The following is a 21,239-nucleotide window of genomic DNA, read 5'->3' on the forward strand; positions in this document are numbered from 1 at the left end:
GCCCGGGGAGCTCAGCGCCTCGGCGCGCTGCTGCGCAAGGCGCGGGAGCGCCTGGCGGGCGGCGGGACGGCCGAGGAGGCGCTCTGGGACCTCTGGGAGGGAACACCGTGGCCGCAGCGCCTGGAGCGGGCCGCCCGGCGCGGTGGTGCGGCCGGACGCAACGCCGACCGCGACCTCGACGCCGTCTGCGCGCTGTTCGCGACCGCGGCCCGCGCCGAGGAACGCACCGGCGGGCGCGGTGCCCTCAACTTCCTGGAGGAGATCGAGGCCCAGGACATCGCCGCCGACACCCTCACCCGCAGGGCGGTGCGCCCCGCCGCCGTGCGCCTGATGACCGCACACCGCTCCAAGGGCCTTCAGTGGCGCGTCGTCGTCGTCGCGGGGGTCCAGGAGGGCCTGTGGCCGGACCTGCGCCGTCGCGGCTCCCTGCTGGAGGCCGACCGCATCGGACGCGACGGCCTCGCCGAACCCCTCACCCCCGGAGCGCTCCTCTCCGAAGAGCGCCGTCTGTTCTACGTGGCCGCCACACGCGCGCGTGAACGCCTGGTCGTCACCGCCGTGAAGGCCCCCGCCGACGACGGCGACCAGCCCTCCCGCTTCCTCACCGAACTCGGCGTCGAACCCAGGGACGTCACCGGCCGCCCCCGCCGCCCGCTGTCCGTCGCCGCCCTGGTCGCCGAACTGCGCGCCACCACGGTCGACCCGCGGGTCTCGGACGCCCTCCGGCAGGCCGCGGCCCACCGCCTGGCCAAGCTCGCCGCCCTCGGCGACGAGGACGGCCGCCCCCTCGTGCCATCGGCGCACCCCTACCGCTGGTGGGGCATGTACGAGCCGACCGAGAGCAAGGTGCCGCTGCGCGACCGCGACCAGCCCGTCGTGCTCTCCGGAAGCGCCCTCGACCAGCTCGCCAACACCTGCGCCCTGCAGTGGTTCCTGGGCCGCGAGGTCAAGGCAGACGCGCCCGCGACCGCCGCTCAGGGCTTCGGCAACGTCGTGCACGTTCTCGCCGACGAGGTCGCCTCCGGACGCACCCCCGCCGATCTCGCCGTCCTCATGGAACGTCTGGACTCCGTGTGGAACGCGCTCGCCTTCGACGCGCCCTGGAAGTCCGCGCAGGAGAAGGAGCACGCGCGCGTGGCGCTCGAACGCTTCCTGAAGTGGCACGTCGACTCCAACGGCGTCCGTGCGGGACGTGTGCCGGTGGCCAGTGAGCACGACTTCGACGTGACCCTGGAGGCTGGCGACTACGAGGTGCGCATCCGGGGCTCGATGGACCGCGTCGAGACGGACACCGAGGGCCGCGCCTACGTGGTCGACTTCAAGACCGGCAAACACGCGCCCAGCGCCGCGGAGGTGGCGCACCACCCGCAGCTCGCCGTCTACCAGCTCGCCGTCCGTGAGGGGGCCGTGGACGACACCTTCGACGGCGTACGCCCCGAGCCGGGCGGCGCGGAACTCGTCCAGCTGCGCCAGGGTGCCGCCAAGAAGAACGGCGGCGAGACCCTCCCCAAGGTGCAGGCCCAGGAACCCCTGGAGGGCGAGTGGGTCGGCGACCTGCTGGCCACCGCCGCCGGGAAGGTCCTCGACGAACGGTTCTCCCCGACCACGGGACAACACTGCACACACTGCGCTTTCCGGGCATCGTGCAGCGCTCGGCCCGAGGGGCGCCACGTGGTCGAGTGAGGGGCCCAAGAGGACGTCACGTCAGCGAGTGACATACGGCACCACACGTGTTGACCAGCACTTCTTCCGTCCCGGCGGCCGATGTGGCCTCCGCTGTCAGTGGGCGCCGCTAGCCTCTCCGACATGCCCGCCCGTATCACCGACCCCGAGCAGCTCAAGGAGCTCCTCGGCATCCCGTTCACCCCGGAGCAGACGGTCTGCATCACCGCACCGCCCGCCCCGCAGGTGATCGTGGCCGGAGCCGGATCGGGCAAGACCACGGTGATGGCGGCACGCGTGGTGTGGCTCGTCGGCACCGGACAGGTCGCCCCCGAGCAGGTCCTCGGTCTCACGTTCACCAACAAGGCGGCGGGCGAACTCGCCGAGCGCGTCCGCAAGGCACTGATCAAGGCCGGAGTCACCGACCCGGAAGTGATCGACCCCGACAACCCGCCGGGTGAGCCGGTGATCTCCACCTACCACGCCTTCGCGGGCCGCCTGCTGACCGACCACGGCCTGCGCATCGGACTCGAACCGACCTCCCGCCTGCTCGCCGACGCCACCCGCTACCAGCTCGCCGCCCGCGTACTGCGCGAGGCCCCGGGACCGTACCCGGCGCTGACCCGCTCCTTCCCGGACCTCGTCGGCGACCTCCTCACACTCGACTCCGAACTCGCCGAGCACCTCGTGCGGCCCGAGGACCTGCGCGCCTACGACGCCGAGCTGCTGCGCTCCCTGGAGGGCGCCAAACTCACCAACGCCGATCTGCGGAAGGTCCCCGAGGCGGCCGCGGCCCGGCGTGAACTGACCGAGCTGGTGGGCCGCTACCGGTCGGCCAAGCGCGAGCGCGACCTCCTCGACTTCGGCGACCAGATCGCCCTCTCGGCCACCCTGGCCAGCACCCGCCCCGAGGTCGGGGAAATCCTCCGCGACGAGTTCCGGGTGGTGCTGCTGGACGAGTACCAGGACACCTCGGTGGCCCAGCGCATCCTGCTCGCCGGACTCTTCGGCGGCGGCACCGGCCACCCAGTGACCGCGGTCGGCGACCCGTGCCAGGCCATCTACGGCTGGCGCGGAGCCTCCGTCGCCAACCTCGACGACTTCCCCGAACACTTCGCACACGCCGACGGCCGCCCCGCGGCCCGCCAGGCGCTCAGCGAGAACCGCCGGAGCGGCGGCCGCCTCCTCGACCTCGCCAACGGCCTCGCGGAGCCCCTGCGCGCCATGCACGAGGGCGTGGAAGCCCTCCGCCCGGCCCCAGGAGCCGAGCACGACGGCCAGGTCCGCTGCGCGCTGCTGCGTACCCACGCCGAGGAGATCGACTGGCTCGCCGATTCGATCGCCCACCTCGTACGCACCGGAAAGGCACCCGGCGAGATCGCCGTGCTGTGCCGTACGGCGGGCGACTTCGCCGAGATCCAGGGCGCGCTCGTCGCCCGGGACATCCCGGTCGAGGTGGTGGGCCTCTCCGGGCTGCTGCACCTGCCTGAGGTCGCCGACCTCGTCGCCGTCTGCGAAGTCCTTCAGGATCCCGGGGCGAACGCCTCCCTGGTCCGCCTGCTCACCGGCCCCCGCTGGCGGATCGGCCCGCGCGACCTCGCCCTCCTGGGGAGGCGCGCCCGCCTGCTCGTGTCCCACGCGCGTGTGGGCGCCGACGAGGACATGGACCGTCGGCTCGCCGCGGCCGTGGAGGGGGTCGACCCGGCCGAGGTGATATCGCTCGCCGACGCCCTCGACACGTTCCTGGAGATGCCCATCGAGGCCGAAGGGGACGACGACGGGCTGCCCTTCTCGCCGGACGCGCGGGTACGGTTCGCGCGGCTCGCCGCCGAGCTGCGCGACCTGCGCCGCTCGCTCGCCGACCCCCTGATGGACGTCCTGCACCGGGTGCTCGCCGTCACCGGCCTCGAGGTCGAGCTCTCCGCGTCCCCGCACGCGCTGGCCGCCCGCCGCCGAGAGACCCTGTCGAACTTCCTCGACGTCGCCGCGTCCTTCGCCGCGGGCGACGGCGAGGCCACCCTGCTGGCCTTCCTCGGCTTCCTGCGCACCGCCGCCCAGTACGAGAAGGGCCTCGACAATGCCCTGCCCGGCGGCGAGAACACCGTCAAGGTGCTCACCGCGCACAAGTCCAAGGGCCTGGAGTGGGACGTCGTCGCGGTCCCCGGACTCGTCACCGGCACCTTTCCCAGCGGCCAGGGCCGCGAGAAGTGGACCGCCCAGGGCAAGGTCCTGCCGCACGAGCTGCGCGGCGACGCCGACACGCTCCCCGAGATCGCCACCTGGGACGCCAAGGGCATCAAGGCCTTCCACGAGGCCATGAAGGACCACCAGCACACCGAAGAGCTCCGCCTCGGCTACGTCACCTTCACCCGCCCCCGCTCGCTCCTGCTCGGTTCCGGCCACTGGTGGGGCCCCTCCCAGAAGAAGCCGCGCGGCCCCTCGGACTTCCTGCACGCCCTCTACGAGCACTGCGCCGCCGGACACGGCGAGATCGAGGTCTGGGCCGAGGAGCCCGCCGAGGACGAGGAGAACCCCGCCCTGCGCGAGGCGGCAGCCGACCACGCGTGGCCGCTCCCGCTCGACGACGCGGCACTGGCCCGCCGCCGCGCCGCCGCCGAGACCGTACTCGCCCACCTGGAGCGCGTGGCGTCCCACGAAGAGCCCCACCCCGGGGCGGAGGGAGCCGGGCACGCGGCCGACCACGACCCCACCTCGTACGACGATCCGGACTGGCCACCCCCGCCGGAGGACGACGACCCCGCGTACGACGACGTGGTCTACGGGGACGACGGCTTCCCCGGCGGGGACGACTCCGACTGGGACTCCTGGTCGACCGACCGCCCCGAGAACCGGCCGACGCGACCCCCGCAGGACCGCCCGACGGTCCCGCACCAGGCATCGGCTCCGGAGGCTGGCCCGCACCCTGCGAAACCGCACCCTGCGAAACCGCACCCTGCGAAACCGCACTCTCAGGAACCGCACTCTGAGGAACCCGCGCATCTCACCCCGGAGGAGGCCCGCACCCTCGTCTCCTGGGACCGCGACCTCGACGCCCTCACCGGAGAGCTCCTGCGAGCCCGCGCGAGCGTCACCGACGTCCCCCTGCCGGCCTCGCTCACCGTGACGCAGCTCATGCGCCTGGCCGCCGACCCGGACGGCTTCGCGCAGGAGCTCGCGCGCCCCATGCCACGCCCCCCACAGCCCGCCGCGCGCCGCGGAACGCGCTTCCACGCCTGGCTGGAGTCCCGCTTCGAGGAACTGCGGCTGCCGATGCTGGAACCGGAGGAGCTGCCCGGCAGCGACGCCGAGATCGCCGACGAACGCGACCTGGAGGAGCTCAAGGACGCCTTCGAGCGCACTCCCTACGCGCACCGCACCCCTCACCGCGTCGAGGCACCGTTCCAGCTCGCCATCGCGGGACGCGTCGTACGGGGCCGGATCGACGCCGTCTACCGGGCGGAGGACGGCGCCGGCACGACGTACGAGATCGTCGACTGGAAGACCAGTCGCACCGGCACCGCCGACCCCCTCCAGCTCGCCCTGTACCGCCTCGCCTGGGCCGAACAGCAGGGCGTGCCCCTGGAGTCCGTCAAGGCCGCGTTCCTGTACGTCCGCAGCGGTGAGGTGGTCCACCCGGACGAGCTCCCGGACCGTGCGGCACTGGAACGACTGCTCACACAGGACCCGGCGGACCCACGGGAAGCGTCTGCCGGGGATCCGCCGGACGAACACGCCTCCGTGGGCGGATAGGCTCGTGAGCATGAGCAAGCCCGTTGACAACGCCGTCAGCACCGTCCGCACGTACATCCAGAACCACCGCACGGCCTTCCTCGACGACCTCGCGGAGTGGCTGCGCATCCCCTCGGTGTCGGCCCAGCCCGGCCACGCCGCGGACGTGGCGCGCAGCGCCGACTGGCTTGCCGCCAAGCTGCAGGAGACCGGCTTCCCGACCACCGAGGTCTGGGCGACCGAGGGCGCCCCCGCCGTCTTCGCCGAATGGCCCTCCGAGGACCCCGGGGCCCCTACGGTTCTCGTCTACGGACACCACGACGTGCAGCCCGCAGCCCGCGAGGACGGCTGGGACACCGACCCCTTCGAACCGGTGATCCGCGGTAACCGCCTCCACGCGCGCGGTGCCGCCGACGACAAGGGCCAAGTGTTCTTCCACACACTCGGCGTCCGCGCCCACCTCGCCGCCACCGGACGCGGCGCACCGGCCGTGAACCTCAAGCTCCTGATCGAGGGCGAGGAGGAGTCCGGCTCCCCGCATTTCCGCGACCTCGTCGAGAGCCATGCCGACCGGCTCGCCGCCGACGCGGTGATCGTCTCCGACACCGGCATGTGGTCCGAGGACACTCCCACCGTGTGCACCGGCATGCGAGGCCTCGCCGAGTGCGAGATCGAGCTGTACGGGCCGCAGCAGGACATCCACTCCGGCTCCTTCGGCGGCGCCGTGCCCAACCCGGCCACCGCCGCCGCCCGCCTCGTCGCGGCCCTCCACGACGAGCACGCGCGCGTGGCCGTCCCCGGCTTCTACGACGGCATCACCGAACTCACCGAACGCGAGCGTGAGCTCTTCGCCGAACTGCCCTTCGACGAGGAGCGCTGGCTGAGCACGGCCAAGTCGACGGCCACCTACGGAGAGGCCGGACACACCACCCTGGAGCGCGTCTGGGCCCGCCCCACCGCCGAGGTCAACGGCATCGGCGGCGGCTACCAAGGCCCCGGCAGCAAGACGATCATCCCGTCATCGGCCACCGTGAAACTCTCGTTCCGGCTGGTGGCGGGCCAGGACCCGGACCACATCGAGAAGGCGGTCCGCGCCTGGGCCGCCGACCGGCTGCCCGCCGGCATCCGGCACGAGATCACGTTCGGTGCCGCCACCCGCCCCTGTCTCACACCGCTGGACCACCCCGCCCTGCAGTCCGTCGTACGCGCCATGGGTCGCGCCTTCGAACAGCCGATCCGCTTCACCCGCGAGGGTGGCTCGGGACCCGCGGCCGACCTTCAGGAAGTCCTCGGCGCCCCCGTGCTCTTCCTGGGCATCTCCGTCCCCTCCGACGGCTGGCACGCCCCCAACGAGAAGGTCGAACTCGACCTCCTCATGAAGGGCGTCGAAACCAGCGCCTACCTGTGGGGCGACCTGGCCGAGAACTGGCGCGAGGCACACTGAAAAAGCCCGTCTCCACCGTTTCTGAAAAGTCCGTCCCCACCTCGAACAGCGCCCTTCGCACCCGACCTGCTGAACCGCCCGCCGAAACAACCGTTCCACCGGGGGAGTTGGAAGCACCCGTGACCACCTGGACCGACCGAACCGCCGACCGTCCCATCTCGCTCACAGCCCCGAGTGGCATCGACCGGGCCGCCCACCACCGGCTCGACGAGGCCTGGCTCGCGGCGGCCTGGAGCCACCCCACCACCCGCGTCTTCGTGGTCTCCGGCGGTCAGGTGCTCATCGACGAGACGGCGGACGGCACCACCGAGCTCCTCATGACCCCCTCCTTCGAGGCCCCCCTCACCGAAGCGCACCGCTACTTCCTCGGCACGGACGACGACGGTGTGAGCTATTTCGCACTCCAGAAGGACGCACTGCCCGGCCGCATCGACCAGTCCGCCCGCCCGGCGGGCCTGCGCGAGGCGGGACTCCTGCTCTCACCCCGCGACGCGGGCCTGATGGTGCACGCCGTCGCTCTGGAGAACTGGCAGCGGCTGCACCGCTTCTGCTCACGCTGCGGCGAGCGCACCGTGATCGCGGCGGCCGGACACATCCGACGCTGCCCCGCCTGCGGCGCCGAGCACTACCCGCGCACCGACCCGGCAGTGATCATGGCGGTGACGGACGACGAGGACCGCATCCTGCTCGGCCGCCAGGTGCACTGGCCCGAGGGCCGCTTCTCCACGCTCGCCGGCTTCGTCGAACCCGGCGAGTCCATCGAGCAGTCCGTGCGCCGCGAGGTCTTCGAGGAGGCGGGCGTCACGGTCGGCGAGGTCGAGTACGTCGCCAGCCAGCCCTGGCCGTTCCCCTCCAGCCTCATGCTCGGCTTCATGGCCCGCGCCACCTCGTCCGAGATCAACGTCGACGGCGAGGAGATCCACGAGGCCCGCTGGTTCTCCCGCGAGGACCTGCGCACCGCCTTCGAGTCCGGCGAGGTACTGCCTCCGTTCGGCATTTCCATCGCCGCCCGCCTGATCGAACTCTGGTACGGCAAGCCCCTGCCGCGCCCGGGGGCGGCTGCCGCCTGACCGACACACACCACACCACTCGCACGAGTGGCGCAAGTCACACGACAGGGGCGGTCCTTGAGTCAGACTCAAGGACCGCCCCTGTAGCTGCCCGCGGCAACCGCCGGGAGCGCACCGATGGTGAACCGCTTACGCGCCGATCTTCTGCTTGACCTGCGCCAGCGAAGGGTTGGTGAGCGTCGAGCCGTCCGCGAACAGAACGGTCGGAACCGTCTGGTTCCCGCCATTCGCCTTCTCCACGAAGGCCGCGGACTCCGGGTCCTGCTCGATGTTGATCTCGTTGTACGCGATGCCCGCGCGGTCCATCTGGCCCTTCAGTCGCGTGCAGTATCCGCACCACGTGGTGCTGTACATCGTCACAGTGCCCGGCATGTCTCTCGCGCTCCTTTGCTGCTGGGGGTGCGTCGTCGCAGAGGTGGAACGTACGCGAGCGGGCCACCATTCCCGTGCCCGGGTACCCCGGCCCGGTACACGAGGGCACCTGGCGGCAGACGCGTGAGCAAGAGCACGCCCACCGCCTGCCGCATTAGTACGACTGCAAGGGCCTCCCTGTGGACAACCGGCTCGTGCGTCCCCGCCGACCTGGCAGCATGGCGGGGTGACAGCAGCAACGCACTCCACCCTCTTCCCGCAGGCACCGGACACGGCCGACGCGGTGCTCGACGGGCTCGACCCCGAGCAGCGTGAGGTCGCCACCGCCCTGCACGGTCCGGTGTGCGTGCTGGCAGGCGCCGGCACGGGCAAGACACGAGCGATCACCCACCGCATCGCCTACGGGGTGCGTGCCGGGATCCTCCAGCCCTCCAGTGTGCTCGCCGTCACCTTCACCAACAGGGCCGCAGGCGAGATGCGCGGCCGGCTCCGCCAGCTCGGCGCCGGTGGCGTCCAGGCACGCACCTTCCACTCCGCCGCACTGCGCCAACTCCAGTACTTCTGGCCGAAAGCGGTCGGCGGCGGCCTGCCCCGGCTGATCGACCGCAAGATCCAGCTCGTCGCCGACGCGGCAGCCGCCTGCCGCATCCGCCTCGACCGGGGCGAGCTGCGCGACGTCACGGCCGAGATCGAATGGTCCAAGGTCACCCAGACCATCCCCGCCGAGTACGCGGCCGCCGCGGCCAAGACCGGCCGTCTCTCGCCCCGCGACCCGGCCGAGATCGCCCAGCTCTACGCCACGTACGAGGACCTCAAGCGCGACCGCGCCGTCATCGACTTCGAGGACGTCCTGCTGCTGACCGTCGGGATCCTCCAGGACCGGCACGACATCGCCGAACAAGTCCGCTCCCAGTACCAGCACTTCGTGGTCGACGAGTACCAGGACGTCAGCCCCCTCCAGCAGCGACTCCTGGAACTGTGGCTCGGCGAGCGCGACAGCCTCTGCGTCGTCGGCGACGCCAGCCAGACGATCTATTCGTTCACCGGTGCAACTCCCGACCACCTGCTCGACTTCCGCACCCGCCACCCCGGGGCCACCGTCGTCAAGCTCGTGCGCGACTACCGCTCCTCACCCCAAGTGGTGCACCTCGCCAACGGCCTCCTCTCCCAGGCCCGCGGCCGGGCCGCCGACCACCGTCTGGAACTGATCTCCCAGCGCGCCCCGGGCCCCGAGCCCGTCTACGCCGAATACACGGACGAACCCGCCGAGGCCGAGGGCGCCGCCCGCCGTATCCGCGACCTCATCGCGTCCGGCATCCCCGCGGGCGAGATCGCCATCCTCTTCCGCACGAACTCCCAGTCCGAGATCTACGAACAGGCGCTCGCCGACGCCGGAGTGCCCTACCAGCTGCGCGGCGCCGAGCGGTTCTTCGACCGCCCTGAGGTGCGCAAAGCAGGTGCCGCCCTGCGCGCGGCCGCCCGCTTCGGTGCCAACGACTCCCTCCTCGACGACGCCGTCGACCTGCCCTCCCAGGTCCGCGCGGTGCTCTCCGGCGAGGGCTGGACCAGCCAACCCCCGGCCGGATCCGGCGCCGTCAGAGAGCGCTGGGAATCACTGGCCGCCCTCGTCCATCTCGCCCAGGACTTCGCCGCCGCCAAACAGGGCGCCACCCTCGGCGACCTGGTGGCCGAGCTCGACGAGCGCGCGAGCGCCCAGCACGCCCCGACCGTCCAGGGCGTCACCCTCGCCTCCCTGCACTCCGCCAAGGGGCTGGAGTGGGACGTCGTCTTCCTGGTCGGCGTCGCGGAGGGCATGATGCCGATCACCTACGCAAAGACCGACGAGCAGATCGAGGAAGAACGCCGCCTCCTCTACGTCGGAGTCACCCGCGCCAGAGAACACCTCCTCGTCTCCTGGGCCCTGTCCCGCTCACCCGGCGGCAGGCCCAACCGCCGGCCCAGCCGCTTCCTCGACGGGCTGCGCCCCGGCTCCGTCGCCACCGCGGGCCGCAGCGCCGGCGGTGGTCCAGGAGGCATCGAGCGCGGTATTGGAAGCAGTGGAGGCACGGTCGTACGGCGGACGAGCCGGACCCCGGCCCGCTGCCGGGTCTGCGGGCGCACGCTGACCGACGCCGGTGAGATGAAACTGATGCGTTGTGAGGACTGCCCCTCCGACATGGACGAAGGCCTCTACGAGCGGCTGCGGGAGTGGCGGGCGGTACAGGCGCAGCGCAGTGGGCAGCCCGCGTTCTGCGTCTTCACCGACAAGACACTCATGGCGATCGCCGAGGCCGCACCGGACGACGAGGGCGAGTTGGCGCGGATCCCCGGGGTCGGCGTGCGCAAGTTCAACCGGTTCGGGGCCGATGTTCTGGCCATCTGTGCTGGTCAGGAGCGCGTGGGGGGCGGCGAGGATGGCTGATGCAAACTCGTCGAAAAAATAGTTTGCGCATGCCCCGGCAATCCCCATAGGTTCTTAACCACGGCAGCAGCGGCCTTCTCCGAGGCCCTGGTTCCGTGCTGTACTTAATAGCCGTCGGACTGGCTCACCCCAGTCCCCCAAGACGCCGAGAGGAGGCGATTCCAGTGATCAGCATCAACACCAGCTCCATCAGCACCGCCAAAATGACCGATCGCTCGGTCGTCTCCACGTGCCTGCTCGGCGTCTCGAACCTGGGCACCGGTCTGTCCGGCATCGCTGCCGTCCGGCCGGCCTCCCCTCTGTCTCTCGCGGTTCTTCCCATCCGTGAGCGCAATGAGCGACCGATGAAGGCACTGGAAGCGGCAGTAGTGGCAGAGGCCCAGGCCTATGCCTTTGCGGCAGCCGGTGCCGGATCCCTGAAGCAGACGAAGCAGCACCACACGATGTGGGCCTTCCGTGGGCCTGAACCCTGGAGTGATCCAGCCTGATCTTCGATCAGGTCGGCGCCTTCAGGGCCGCGGAACCCCACCCGGGATCCGCGGCCCTTCTGTTTGTCCCCGACCGGGGACGGCAGAGCGAAGGGGCCTCGGGACAAGAAAAGAACCCGGTACCAGCCGCCAACCGGCCAACCCGGCCGGCACGACCAGACGAGGAAGACCAACCGTGCAACTCGAAGCGCACGCCCCGTCCGTACCGCCTTCCGAAACGATCCCCCCGCCCGGCCTCACGGAGGACTCCACCTTGATCCCGCTCACTGCGCTCACCGCGCTCGACGACGCCATCGAGAACCTCGGCGTACCCGTCCCCTGCCGCTCCTACGACCCGGAGGTCTTCTTCGCCGAGTCGCCGGCCGATGTCGAGTACGCCAAGTCCCTCTGCCGCACCTGCCCGCTGATCGAGGCCTGCCTCGCCGGCGCCAAGGAGCGGCGCGAGCCCTGGGGTGTCTGGGGCGGCGAGCTCTTCGTCCAGGGTGTTGTCGTGGCCCGCAAGCGGCCGCGTGGCCGCCCGCGCAAGAACCCGGTTGCGGCATGAACACCGTAGGAACGATCGATCGCCCCCTGACGCACGACCCCAAGAAACAGGCCCCGATGAAGCCGTCCGCCAGCGAGCCCGCAGGCTCCGCCATCCCAGACTTCACCACCACCGGCGCGAACGACTCGCGTCAGAACAGGACCCGCGAGATGCAACTCATCCCAGAAGCCCTGGCTCGTGCGCATATGCACGAGCGACTGCACGAGGCCGAGCGGGAACGCCTGGCCGTGCGCCTGGCCTCCGCCCGCCGGATGCAGCGTCGAGCCGAGCGCGCCTCCATGCGCGCCCGGCGCGCGCTGGCCATGGCGGTCATGCACTAGCCGAAAGCAGTCGCGGCAGTATCAGTAAGCAACTCCTCGCGGGGGCCGGTCCGAACGGACCGGCCCCCGCGGTGCGTTGTGCCGGGCGATCCGCCGACCACGGCGTTATCGTCGCCGAGTGACGAGTCTTCCCGGGGACAGTGACAGCACCGGCTCCATGCCGCGGCCCGACACGGCCGAGGCCCGGCACATCGTGTGTGCCCGCTGCGGCACCCCGGCCGATGGTCCGCCACTGACGTGGACCTGCTCCATGGAGAACGGCACCCGCCACTACTTCTGCGACAACTGTGCCCGCAGCAACCTCAGGGCGATCGAGGGACGGCTGGACTCGGCCTGGTGGTAGGCCCGCCCGGCCCGGCCCGGCCCGGCCCGGCCCGCCCGGCCCGGCCCGGCCCGCCCGGCCCGGCCCGGCCCGCCCGGCCCGGCCCGGCCCGGCCCGCCCGGCCCGGCCCGGCCCCGGAGGGCGAAGGCTGCCCGAGTCATGCTTCGGCCGCTGATCCCTCCTCGTCCAGCAGCTCCTCCGTGTCCAGCAGCTCCTGCGTCGGGTCCTCTCCCGGTACGAAACCCGGCAGCCACTCCTCCAGTTCGTCGCGCAGCCGGACCGTCGCGCCCAGCTGGCACAGGACTCCGATGGTGCTCAGGGTCACACGGTGTATCAGGAGATACGACGGTGGCAGGTTGAGGAGCCTGCCCAACTGGTGTGCGGGGGAGCGGGGGTCGGCGATGCGCGCGGCCTGACTGCGCATCCAGCCGCGGGTGAACGTGAACTCGTCGGCCTGGGCCGGTTCGATGATCGGCAGGAGATAGTCCAGGACCGCGCCGGGTTCGAGCTCTATGGACTCCTTGACGAAGCCCTCCTCACACAGCAGCTCGTAGACCGCTTCGGCTTCGTCCGCGAGAGTCATCCGGAGGGAGTAGCCGATCGTCGAGGGCAGACCGCCGGGAAGACGGTCGACGGTGCCGAAGTCCAGGACGCCCAGCCGCCAGCCGCTCTTCTCGTCCGGCAGGAGGCGGAAGTTGCCCGGATGCGGATCGGCGTGCAGCAGTCCGGTGCGGGCGGGGCCCGAGAAGAGGAACCGGGCCAACAGCTGGCCCGCACGGTCCCGCTGCTCCTGGGTGCCCTCGGCGATCACCTCCGACAGCGGTATCCCGTCGATCCACTCGGTCACCAGGACCTGGTCGCACTGGTGGACCACCGCCGGGACGAGCACGTCCGGATCACCCGCGAACTCCGTGGCATGCGTCTCCTGGGCCTCTGCCTCCAGCGCGTAGTCGAGCTCCTCGGACACCCGGTCGCGCAGCTCCGAGATGAGCGGCTTGATGTCCATGCCGGGGATCAGGGGACCCAGGAGCCTGGCGAATCGGCTGAGCTGGGTCAGATCGGACAGCAGGGCCTCACCCGCCCCCGGGTACTGCACCTTGACGGCGACCTCGCGTCCGTCGTGCCACACCGCCCGGTGCACCTGGCCGATCGAGGCCGCCGCGGACGGCTTGTCCTCGAACTTCTGGAACAGCTCGGACCAGTCCTCGCCGAGGCGCTCCCGCAGAACGGAGTGCACCGTGCGCGTCGGCATCGGCGGCGCCGCTTCCTGGAGCTTCGTCAGCGCCGCGCGATAGGGTCCCGCGACCTCCTCGGGCAGCGCCGACTCGAAGACGGACAGCGCCTGCCCGAACTTCATGGCACCCCCCTTCAGCTCGCCGAGAACCTTGAAGAGCTGCTCCGCCGTGCGCTGCTGCAGCTCGCGGCCGACGATCTCCGCGGACTTCCCGCCGATCCTCTTGCCCAGCCCCCAGGTCGCTCGCCCGGCGAAGCCGAGCGGTAGTGCGGCGAGTTTGGCAGTACGGGTGACCGCCTTCCGGGGAAGATCAGACATGCGCCCTCCAAGTCCCAGACAGCCGTGCCGCGTGCGGCTGTTGCCCCGCCATTGTCTCGTGCGGGTGCCCGTCCTCGGCGGCGCGCTCCCCCTTCTTACTTTTCTCCGCTGCGCCGCACGGGCATTCGGGATGCGACCACACCGGCTTCGCGTGCCAGTCGAAGCCCGGAACGGAGGACTCCCAGCGTGCCCCGGCGCTGGAGGGCAGCCGTCCGTCGAGGTAGGCGAGGGCGTGTCCTGCCGCGAGTCCGGCGACGCCGGTCGCCAGAGCGAGGTCGCACGCCGGGACCTGGTGCGAGGCGCCGGAGCGCCACTGGGCGATCAGGCGTGGCCAGGTCGGGTCCCGGTCGATGCGTTGCTGGTCCAGGCAGCCCGCGCAGCCGGTGTCGCCAGGCAGCACCAGGGGGCCGACGACACCTGTTCCCTCCACGACTCCCGCGTACAGATGGGGTGTGCCGGAGGTGATCAGGGGCTCGGCGACGGCGGGATCGGGGGCGTGCACCGCCAGGCCGTCCCTGGGCGCGAGGATCACCAGGGAGAAACCGAGCTCCTCTCCTTCGGCGGCGGGCCGGGGTGGTCGATCCGGTGCCGCTCGGCGCACCGCGCGCCGGGCGGCTTCCTCCCGGCGCTCGCCGACGGACGCCGGGGGCAGCCCGCCCGGTGCCACGTCCCAGGGTTCGACGCTGCCGACGTCGCGCACCTCGACCTGGCCGACACCCGCGCCGGCCAGGAGGGAGGCCAGGACGACTCCCACTCGGCCGGCGCCCCGCACCTGCACGCGCAGGGAGCGGCGGGCGGCCAGCTGCTTCATGGCGTCGCCCGGCGCGCGGGCGACGAGGGACAGGGACGCGAGGTCGGGGCGGAGCCGGTCCAGGACCGCCTTCTTCTCGCGCAGGGCGTCCGCGGCCCGGCCGCCGCCCGTCGTGTCGTCCAGCAGACCGGAGCGGGCCAGCCGCTCCACAAGTGCGTCGACATGACCGGCGGGCAGGCCCATCGCGCGTCCCAGGTCGCGAAGGAGCGGCAGCCCGCGTGTTCCGTTGAGAAGGTCGAGAAAGCTGCCTGTCGCCGTGTCCACCGGTCCCAGCACCATCGCGTGCGCGGGCGCCATTCCGAACTGCACGGTGTTGAGATCCCGCCAGCCGCGCCGCAGCGCGGGCTTCACCATCGGATGCATGACCGACCCCCGTACCCGTAGAGCATCCCCGTGTGTCGGCGCGGTCCGTCCCGGGCCCGCCGATCGAATGCCAGCATGCCCGGCCCGGCCGAACCGTGCCGAAAGTTGTCCACAGGCGGTGGTGTTCGTCGTATAAATCAAGCGCACGGGGTGCGGATCGGCATTGAACCGTCCAGGGGACGGGACTTCCCCCATGTGCAGCGGGTAACGTCGGGGCGTGCCCGCCGACCCACTGCACCGCGCCGGAAAGCCACAGCGCAGCACGACGAGCCTGCCGCCAAGCGGCTCGGGGGCGAGCGCGATCGAGGTTCGCAGGAGCGCGCGCCGGCGCAGAACGGTCTCCGCGTACCGCGAGGGCGATCGCACCGTCGTGCTCATCCCCGCCCGTATGTCCGAGGCGGAGGAACAGCGCTGGGTCACCGTCATGCTCGACAAGCTGGCCGCCCAGGAAAGCAAACGGGTGCTCGGCGACACCGAGCTGACCGAACGCGCCGCGCGGCTGTCGGAGCAGTACTTCGACGGCCGGGCCCGCCCCGCCTCGGTCCGCTGGGTCACCAATCAGAACACGCGCTGGGGTTCCTGTACCCCGGCCGAGGGCAGTATCCGTCTTTCGCACCGCCTCCAGGGCATGCCCGAGTACGTGGTCGACTACGTCCTCGTCCACGAACTCGCGCACCTTCTGGTGCCCGGTCACGGACCCCGCTTCTGGCGGCTGCTGGAGGCGTATCCGCGTACGGAACGCGCCCGCGGCTATCTCGAAGGGGTGGTCGCGGCCGAACGGCTGCCCCATCTGCCCGTGGCGAGCGACGAGTAGCGGGCGGGCGGCGGCGGACCGTCCTCGCCGGGGGGCGATTGTGTACCGGGTCTGTACCGGCGGCGTTCACTCCCAGAGTTTCCCGTTAGCCTGACGCGACGCAATCGCACTCGGGATGGGGGACGGTCGTTACGCATGGCCAGGGAATTCCAACGCGGCCACAAGGCCAGGATCAGTGACCTCACCGCGGGCACGGATCTGTACGTAGGTGTGCAGATCACCGGTCCCGGACTGACCTTCGACATCAGCTGCTTCGGTCTGGACGCCGACGAAAGGCTTTCGGACGACCGGTACTTCGTCTTCTTCAACCAGCCGAAGACCCCCGAAGAATCCATCCAACTCCTCGGCACCCAGTCGGGCGACACGGAGTCCTTCCGCGTCACACTCGACCGGATCCCGGCGCAGATCCAGAAGCTGTCGTTCACGGCGACGATCGACGGCGCCGGGCAGATGTCGCAGATCGCCCCCGGATACCTCCGTGTTGTCGCGGGCGGCGAGGAGGTGGCCCGGTACTCGTTCAGTGGCGCGGAGTTCTCCACCGAGCGTGCCGTGATGCTGGGCGACTTCTACCTGAAGGACGTCTGGCGGTTCGCCGCCGTGGGGCAGGGCTTCGACGGCGGCCTCGAGGCGCTGCTCAAGAACTTCGGTGGTGAGGTCGCCGACGAGCAGCCCGCCGCGCAGGAGCCGCAGGCGACTGCCGCACCGTCCTTCGCGCCGCCCGTCCAGGCCACCGCACCCCCCGCGTTCGGCGCGCCGGCCCCGGTTCCCGCGCCGCAGCCCGCCGCGCAGGGGTTCGCGCAGCAGCCCGCCGCGCCCTCGGTGCACGCCGCGCCGACCATCATCGCCCCGCTGCACACCCCGCCGGGCGGCACCGTGCCGCCGCCGGGCCCCGCTCCGCACATCCAGCCGCCCGGTCCGCCCGGTCCGCCGCCGGGCTACGGACAGCAGCCTCCCGGTCAGACCGCTCCCCTGCCGCCCGGTTACGGGCAGCAGGCACCGCCCGCGCCGCCCGGTTACGGGCAGCAGGCTCCGACGGCGCCTCCGGGCTACGGCCAGCAGCCGCCGTACGGGCAGGTTCCGGGCCAGGCGCCGGGTCAGCCCGGCGCGCCGTCCCCCTACGGTGTTCCCCAGGGCGCCCCGCAGGGCGGTGCCGGTGTGGCCGCCGCGCTGGGGGCCTACAAGGAGACGCCCACCGGTCAGCGGTGGACCCAGCAGAACAAGAAGCTGATCCGCGTCGACCTCGGCATCGGCGGCCAGCCCGTGCTGGCCCGCCAGGGCAGCATGGTGCTCTACCAGGGCAAGGTCGACTTCAGCTACAAGGGCGCCGGCTTCGCCGGGCGGATCGTGGGCAACGCGACCGGCCAGGAGATGCAGCTCATGCGCTGTACCGGCCAGGGGCAGGTGTTCCTCGCCGAGAACGCCACCCACGTGCATCCCATCGAACTCCAGGGCGACGCGATCTGTGTCTCCGCGGAGAGCGTGCTCGCCTTCGACGAGTCCCTCCAGTACGAGGTCCGGCGTATCGAGGGGCACGGCATCCCCGGAGGCGCGCTGTTCACCATGCAGTTCCAGGGGACCGGAACGATCGTCGTGAAGACGCACGGTGCTCCCGTCGTGCTGCCCGTGACGCCGACGACCTTCGCCGACTGCAACGCCGTGGTCGCCTGGTCCGCGGCCTCCCAGGTGATCGTCTCCAGCCAGGTGCGGATGCGCCGCAACGCCTACCCCGGCGACACCGGGGAGAGCGTGAACCTCCAGTTCCGCGGCGCGCCCGGCAATTTCATCGTCGTTCAGCCGTACGAGGTCTGAGGGAGCCCGTCATGAACCAGCCACTCGCGGGCTTCGCCCCGGCACCGGTCACCGCCCGCATGGAGAACCACGGCAACCACATGCTGAAGGTCGCCATGCAGACCGGAAACGACCTCTTCGCGCGCGTGGGCTCGATGGTCGCCTACGAAGGGTTCGTCCAGTACGAGCCCAACCCGCCCGCCGTACGCCAGATCGCGCGGGACTGGATGACCGGTGAGGGCGCGCCCCTCATGAAGTGCACCGGCGACGGCCTGCTCTACCTGGCCGACTACGGGGCGAACGTCGTCGTCATCAACCTCAACGGGGACGCGATCTCCGTCAACGCCACCAACCTGCTCGCCTTCGACGCCCATCTCCAGTGGGGCGTCGAGCGGGTGAAGGGGCTCGCCAAGTTCGCCGGACAGGGCCTGTGGAACACCAAGATCTCCGGTCAGGGCTGGGTCGCGCTGACCTCGCGCGGCAAACCGATCGTGGTCGACTGTGGCGGCGGTGAGGACGAGACGTACGTCGACCCGGACGCGCTCGTCGCCTGGTCCCCGAACCTCAAGGTGAAGGGCAAGCGCAGCTTCAAGGCGCAGTCGCTGATCGGACGCGGCAGCGGCGAGGCCTACCAGATGGCGTTCTCCGGACAGGGCATCGTCGTCGTCCAGCCCAGCGAGGACAGCACCGACCGCCTCCGGATCCGGGGCTGAGGGGGAGCACCACATCATGCAGAGCCCGCTTTTCGGCTACAACGAGCAGCAGACCCAGGAGCGCTACAGCCTCCAGAACTCGCAGATGCTGCGAGTCGTCATGGAGGGGCACGACGACATCCTGGCCCGCAAGGGCACCATGGTCGCGTACCAGGGCCTCGTGGAGTTCGACGCCGAGTACCAGAACAACAGCCAGCACCGCGCACGTGCGTACACCGGTGAAGGCCTCGACCTGATGCGGTGCCACGGGCAGGGGACGGTCTATCTGGCCAATCTCGCCCAGCACGTGCACGTGGTCGACGTGGAGCAGGACGGGCTGACCGTCGACAGCAGCTACGTCCTGGCGATGGACTCCTCGCTGCACCACGAGGTCATCGCCGTGGACAGCCAGTACGGCATCTCCGGGTCCGGCAAGTACCAGCTCAACATCACCGGCCGTGGCAAGGTCGCCCTGATGACCTCGGGTGTGCCGCTGATGATGCAGGTCACGCCCGACAAGTACGTCAACTGTGACGCCGACGCGATCGTCGCCTGGTCCACCGGCCTGCGTGTCCAGATGCAGGCCCAGACGCACTCCTCCGGGGTGTGGCGGCGGCGTGGCAACACCGGTGAGGGCTGGGAGCTCAGCTTCCTGGGCCAGGGCTTCGCGCTCGTTCAGCCCAGCGAGCTGCTGCCGCCGCAGAACGCGGTGATCGGCCAGGGGCTGCGCGCCCAGTACGGCATGGGGCAGCAGGGGGCCCGGGCGCAGAACCAGGGCAACGTCTGGAGCTGACCGGGTGACGGTCCGGGAAGCAAACGTAAGGGGCGACCGCCCGGGCGGTCGCCCCTTACACGTGCCTCAGGCCGAGCATCGTGCGCGGGTCGCTTCCAGAAGCCGTACGACCGAGGCGTCCGCCACGTCCGCGACCTCCTCGTAGGGGAACCAGCGCAGGTCCAGGGACTCGTCGCTGATCGCCGCCACGGCCTCGGCCGGAGCGAGCGCGGCGTACTGGACGTCCAGGTGCCAGTTGCACGGCGCCGGGATGGCGTGCCGGTCCAGGGTCACCGGGCCGCCCGGCAGCAGGATCAGACCCTCGATGCCCGACTCCTCGGTCGCCTCGCGCAGCGCGGCCGCCGCCAGCGTCTGATCACCCGGCTCGCAGTGGCCGCCCATCTGCAGCCACATCTGTAGCTTGCGGTGCAGCGTCAGCAGGACGCGGCCGCCGACCGGGTCGATGACCAGGGCGCTAGCCGTGACGTGTCCCGCCGTGCAGGCCTTCCACATGCCGTCGGGGTGCTCGGACAGATGGTTCAGATAGACCTGGCGCAGTTCTTCCTGGTCTTCGTACTGCTTCAGTACGAGGACGGCGTCGTCGTGAAGGGTCACTCGGTGCCGTCGCCCTTGTCGTCGTCCTTGGGAGCGTCGTCCTTCTTCAGGTTCGGCTTCTCGGCGGAGCCGCCCGCCGCCTCGCCGAGCATCTTGTCAAGCTCGGAGAAGTCCAGCTGCTCACGGTGCACGAAGCCGTCCGGGTCGTCGAGGTCGGACGCGGTCGGCAGCATGTCCGGGTGTGCCCACAGGCCGTCGCGGCCGTCGACACCACGCGCGTCGGTGAGCGAGGCCCACAGGCGAGAGGCGTCCCGCAGCCGGCGCGGGCGCAGCTCCAGGCCGATCAGCGTGGCGAACGTCTGCTCGGCGGGACCGCCCGTGGCACGGCGCCGGCGCAGCGTCTCGCGCAGCGCGTCCGCGGAGGAAAGACGCGGTTTCGCGGCCGCGTGCACGACCGCGTCCACCCAGCCCTCGACGAGCGCGAGCGCCGTTTCCAGACGGGCCAGCGCGGCCTTCTGCTCCGGCGTGTCCTCCGGCTGGAACATACCCTGCTGGAGAGCGTCCTGCAGCTGCTCGGGGTTCTGCGGGTCGAGCTGGCCGACCACGTCCTCCAGCTTGGCCGTGTCGACCTTGATCCCGCGCGCGTAGCCCTCGACCGCGCCGAACAGGTGCGAGCGCAGCCACGGCACGTGCGAGAAGAGACGCTGGTGGGCGGCCTCGCGCAGGGCGAGGTAGAGCCGCACCTCCTCCAGGGGGATGCCCAGGTCCTTGCCGAACGACGCGATGTTCAGCGGCAGCAGCGCGGCCTTGCCGGCCGGGCCGAGCGGCAGGCCGATGTCGGTGGAACCGACGACCTCACCCGCGAGCACGCCGACGGCCTGCCCGATCTGCGTACCGAACATGGCGCCGCCCATGGAGCGCATCATGCCGATGAGCGGGCCCGCCATGGCCTGCATCTCCTCGGGCAGGACATCACCCATGGCCGCGCCGACCCGCTCGGCGACCGGGTCGACGAGTTCCTTCCACACCGGCAGGGTCGCCTCGACCCACTCCGCGCGGCTCCAGGCCACGGCGGAAGCGGCGCCGGACGGCAGGGACGTCGCGTCGTCCAGCCACAGGTCGGCCAGGCGTACGGCATCCTGAACCGCGGTGCGCTCGGCGGGACCGACGCTCGCGTCCTTGGTGCCGTCAGAAGTGCCCTGGGAGACCGTCTGGCGGGCGATCTGCTTGGCCATGTCCCAATTCACCGGACCGCCCTCGTACGAGAGCATCTGGCCCAACTGCTGGAACGCGGCCCCCAGGTCGTTGGGGTTCATGGAACCGAACATCGCTGCGAGCGGATTGTCGGCGCCGGGGCCGCCGGCTCCGGGCGGCCCGAAACCGAACGGTCCCTGTCCACCGCCGCTCTGCTGGTCCTTCTTCTTGCCCTCGTCGCCGTTCTCCGGCTCCTCCGGCGGAAGGCCGAATCCGAATGGGGTGTCACTCACGGGATTCCTCGGCTGGTAAGGCCGCCGGTTCA

Annotated in this window: 18 protein-coding genes; 13 read left to right on the forward strand and 5 right to left on the reverse strand. The window is 71.2% G+C overall.

Going from position 1 to position 21,239, the window contains the following annotated elements; translation table 11 throughout:
- The 4 genes from ABZ656_RS23415 to nudC form a co-directional block, all read left to right on the forward strand.
- Positions 1-1,683 (forward strand): PD-(D/E)XK nuclease family protein (locus ABZ656_RS23415; protein WP_360270250.1); only part of this gene is annotated, 1,683 nt, incomplete at its 5' end.
- Between the two features lie 123 nt (positions 1,684-1,806).
- Positions 1,807-5,412, forward strand: a complete 3,606-nt coding sequence (locus ABZ656_RS23420; RefSeq protein ID WP_360270252.1) for a UvrD-helicase domain-containing protein — start codon at positions 1,807-1,809, stop codon at positions 5,410-5,412.
- 10 nt (positions 5,413-5,422) lie between these two features.
- Positions 5,423-6,835: a dipeptidase gene (locus tag ABZ656_RS23425; RefSeq protein WP_101400537.1), complete on the forward strand. Its 1,413-nt coding sequence runs from the start codon at positions 5,423-5,425 to the stop codon at positions 6,833-6,835.
- A 119-nt stretch (positions 6,836-6,954) separates the two neighbouring features.
- The gene (gene nudC / locus ABZ656_RS23430; protein ID WP_180362056.1) at positions 6,955-7,905 is read left to right on the forward strand and encodes an NAD(+) diphosphatase; all 951 of its coding nucleotides are present in this window, start codon (positions 6,955-6,957) and stop codon (positions 7,903-7,905) included.
- A gap of 129 nt (positions 7,906-8,034) precedes the next feature.
- On the opposite strand, the gene ABZ656_RS23435 is transcribed toward nudC, so the two are convergent.
- Positions 8,035-8,277, reverse strand: a complete 243-nt coding sequence (locus ABZ656_RS23435; protein ID WP_054228181.1) for a mycoredoxin — start codon at positions 8,275-8,277, stop codon at positions 8,035-8,037.
- A gap of 226 nt (positions 8,278-8,503) precedes the next feature.
- Here ABZ656_RS23435 and ABZ656_RS23440 point away from each other — a divergent pair, with 226 nt between their 5' ends.
- The 5 genes from ABZ656_RS23440 to ABZ656_RS23460 all read left to right on the forward strand — a co-directional run bounded on the left by ABZ656_RS23440 (position 8,504) and on the right by ABZ656_RS23460 (position 12,394).
- A complete protein-coding gene (locus tag ABZ656_RS23440; RefSeq protein ID WP_101400538.1) occupies positions 8,504-10,699 on the forward strand; it encodes an ATP-dependent DNA helicase UvrD2 in 2,196 nt (731 codons plus the stop codon).
- Between the two features lie 164 nt (positions 10,700-10,863).
- The gene (locus ABZ656_RS23445) at positions 10,864-11,187 is read left to right on the forward strand and encodes a hypothetical protein (protein ID WP_168510998.1); all 324 of its coding nucleotides are present in this window, start codon (positions 10,864-10,866) and stop codon (positions 11,185-11,187) included.
- A gap of 175 nt (positions 11,188-11,362) precedes the next feature.
- A complete protein-coding gene (locus ABZ656_RS23450; RefSeq protein WP_054228178.1) occupies positions 11,363-11,731 on the forward strand; it encodes a WhiB family transcriptional regulator in 369 nt (122 codons plus the stop codon).
- Positions 11,728-12,051, forward strand: a complete 324-nt coding sequence (locus ABZ656_RS23455) for a hypothetical protein (RefSeq protein WP_101400540.1) — start codon at positions 11,728-11,730, stop codon at positions 12,049-12,051. The genes ABZ656_RS23450 and ABZ656_RS23455 overlap by 4 nt, the downstream gene beginning before the upstream one ends.
- A 157-nt stretch (positions 12,052-12,208) precedes the next feature.
- The gene (locus ABZ656_RS23460; RefSeq protein ID WP_060901343.1) at positions 12,209-12,394 is read left to right on the forward strand and encodes a hypothetical protein; all 186 of its coding nucleotides are present in this window, start codon (positions 12,209-12,211) and stop codon (positions 12,392-12,394) included.
- 136 nt (positions 12,395-12,530) lie between these two features.
- On the opposite strand, the gene ABZ656_RS23465 is transcribed toward ABZ656_RS23460, so the two are convergent.
- Entirely contained in the window at positions 12,531-13,925 is a 1,395-nt protein-coding gene (locus ABZ656_RS23465) for an AarF/ABC1/UbiB kinase family protein (protein ID WP_360270256.1), read from the reverse strand.
- Positions 13,918-15,099, reverse strand: a complete 1,182-nt coding sequence (locus ABZ656_RS23470; protein ID WP_101400542.1) for a TOMM precursor leader peptide-binding protein — start codon at positions 15,097-15,099, stop codon at positions 13,918-13,920. The genes ABZ656_RS23465 and ABZ656_RS23470 overlap by 8 nt, the downstream gene beginning before the upstream one ends.
- Positions 15,100-15,316: 217 nt before the next feature.
- Between ABZ656_RS23470 and ABZ656_RS23475 the strand changes: the two genes are divergently transcribed.
- From ABZ656_RS23475 to ABZ656_RS23490, 4 genes are all read left to right on the forward strand, one after another.
- The gene (locus ABZ656_RS23475; RefSeq protein WP_101400543.1) at positions 15,317-15,913 is read left to right on the forward strand and encodes a M48 family metallopeptidase; all 597 of its coding nucleotides are present in this window, start codon (positions 15,317-15,319) and stop codon (positions 15,911-15,913) included.
- Positions 15,914-16,048: 135 nt separating this feature from the next.
- Positions 16,049-17,722 (forward strand): TerD family protein, encoded by a 1,674-nt coding sequence (locus ABZ656_RS23480; RefSeq protein WP_360270259.1) that lies wholly within the window; start codon positions 16,049-16,051, stop codon positions 17,720-17,722.
- 11 nt (positions 17,723-17,733) lie between these two features.
- Positions 17,734-18,414 carry an AIM24 family protein gene (locus ABZ656_RS23485; protein WP_054228171.1) on the forward strand — a complete coding sequence of 227 codons (681 nt, stop codon included), beginning with the start codon at positions 17,734-17,736 and terminating at the stop codon, positions 18,412-18,414.
- 16 nt (positions 18,415-18,430) lie between these two features.
- Complete coding sequence (locus ABZ656_RS23490) at positions 18,431-19,186, forward strand: AIM24 family protein (protein WP_360270261.1); 756 nt, start codon at positions 18,431-18,433, stop codon at positions 19,184-19,186.
- A 66-nt stretch (positions 19,187-19,252) separates the two neighbouring features.
- Here ABZ656_RS23490 and ABZ656_RS23495 read toward each other — a convergent pair whose 3' ends face one another.
- Both ABZ656_RS23495 and ABZ656_RS23500 read right to left on the reverse strand, forming a co-directional pair.
- Complete coding sequence (locus tag ABZ656_RS23495; RefSeq protein ID WP_360270263.1) at positions 19,253-19,780, reverse strand: NUDIX hydrolase; 528 nt, start codon at positions 19,778-19,780, stop codon at positions 19,253-19,255.
- Entirely contained in the window at positions 19,777-21,207 is a 1,431-nt protein-coding gene (locus tag ABZ656_RS23500; RefSeq protein ID WP_101400547.1) for a zinc-dependent metalloprotease, read from the reverse strand. The genes ABZ656_RS23495 and ABZ656_RS23500 overlap by 4 nt, the downstream gene beginning before the upstream one ends.
- Positions 21,208-21,239 lie beyond the last annotated feature (32 nt).

The organism is Streptomyces sp. NPDC007095 (genome assembly GCF_040634475.1).
In the GTDB taxonomy this organism is placed as follows: Bacteria; Actinomycetota; Actinomycetes; order Streptomycetales; family Streptomycetaceae; genus Streptomyces.

Coding starts and splice junctions, on each gene's coding strand:
- ABZ656_RS23420 (WP_360270252.1), top strand. CDS start 1,807: ATGCCCGCCCGTATCACCGACCCCGAGCAGCTCAAGGAGCTCCTCGGC.
- ABZ656_RS23425 (WP_101400537.1), top strand. CDS start 5,423: ATGAGCAAGCCCGTTGACAACGCCGTCAGCACCGTCCGCACGTACATC.
- ABZ656_RS23435 (WP_054228181.1), bottom strand. CDS start 8,277: ATGCCGGGCACTGTGACGATGTACAGCACCACGTGGTGCGGATACTGC.
- ABZ656_RS23455 (WP_101400540.1), top strand. CDS start 11,728: ATGAACACCGTAGGAACGATCGATCGCCCCCTGACGCACGACCCCAAG.
- ABZ656_RS23460 (WP_060901343.1), top strand. CDS start 12,209: ATGCCGCGGCCCGACACGGCCGAGGCCCGGCACATCGTGTGTGCCCGC.
- ABZ656_RS23465 (WP_360270256.1), bottom strand. CDS start 13,925: ATGTCTGATCTTCCCCGGAAGGCGGTCACCCGTACTGCCAAACTCGCC.
- ABZ656_RS23470 (WP_101400542.1), bottom strand. CDS start 15,099: ATGCATCCGATGGTGAAGCCCGCGCTGCGGCGCGGCTGGCGGGATCTC.
- ABZ656_RS23480 (WP_360270259.1), top strand. CDS start 16,049: ATGGCCAGGGAATTCCAACGCGGCCACAAGGCCAGGATCAGTGACCTC.
- ABZ656_RS23485 (WP_054228171.1), top strand. CDS start 17,734: ATGAACCAGCCACTCGCGGGCTTCGCCCCGGCACCGGTCACCGCCCGC.
- ABZ656_RS23490 (WP_360270261.1), top strand. CDS start 18,431: ATGCAGAGCCCGCTTTTCGGCTACAACGAGCAGCAGACCCAGGAGCGC.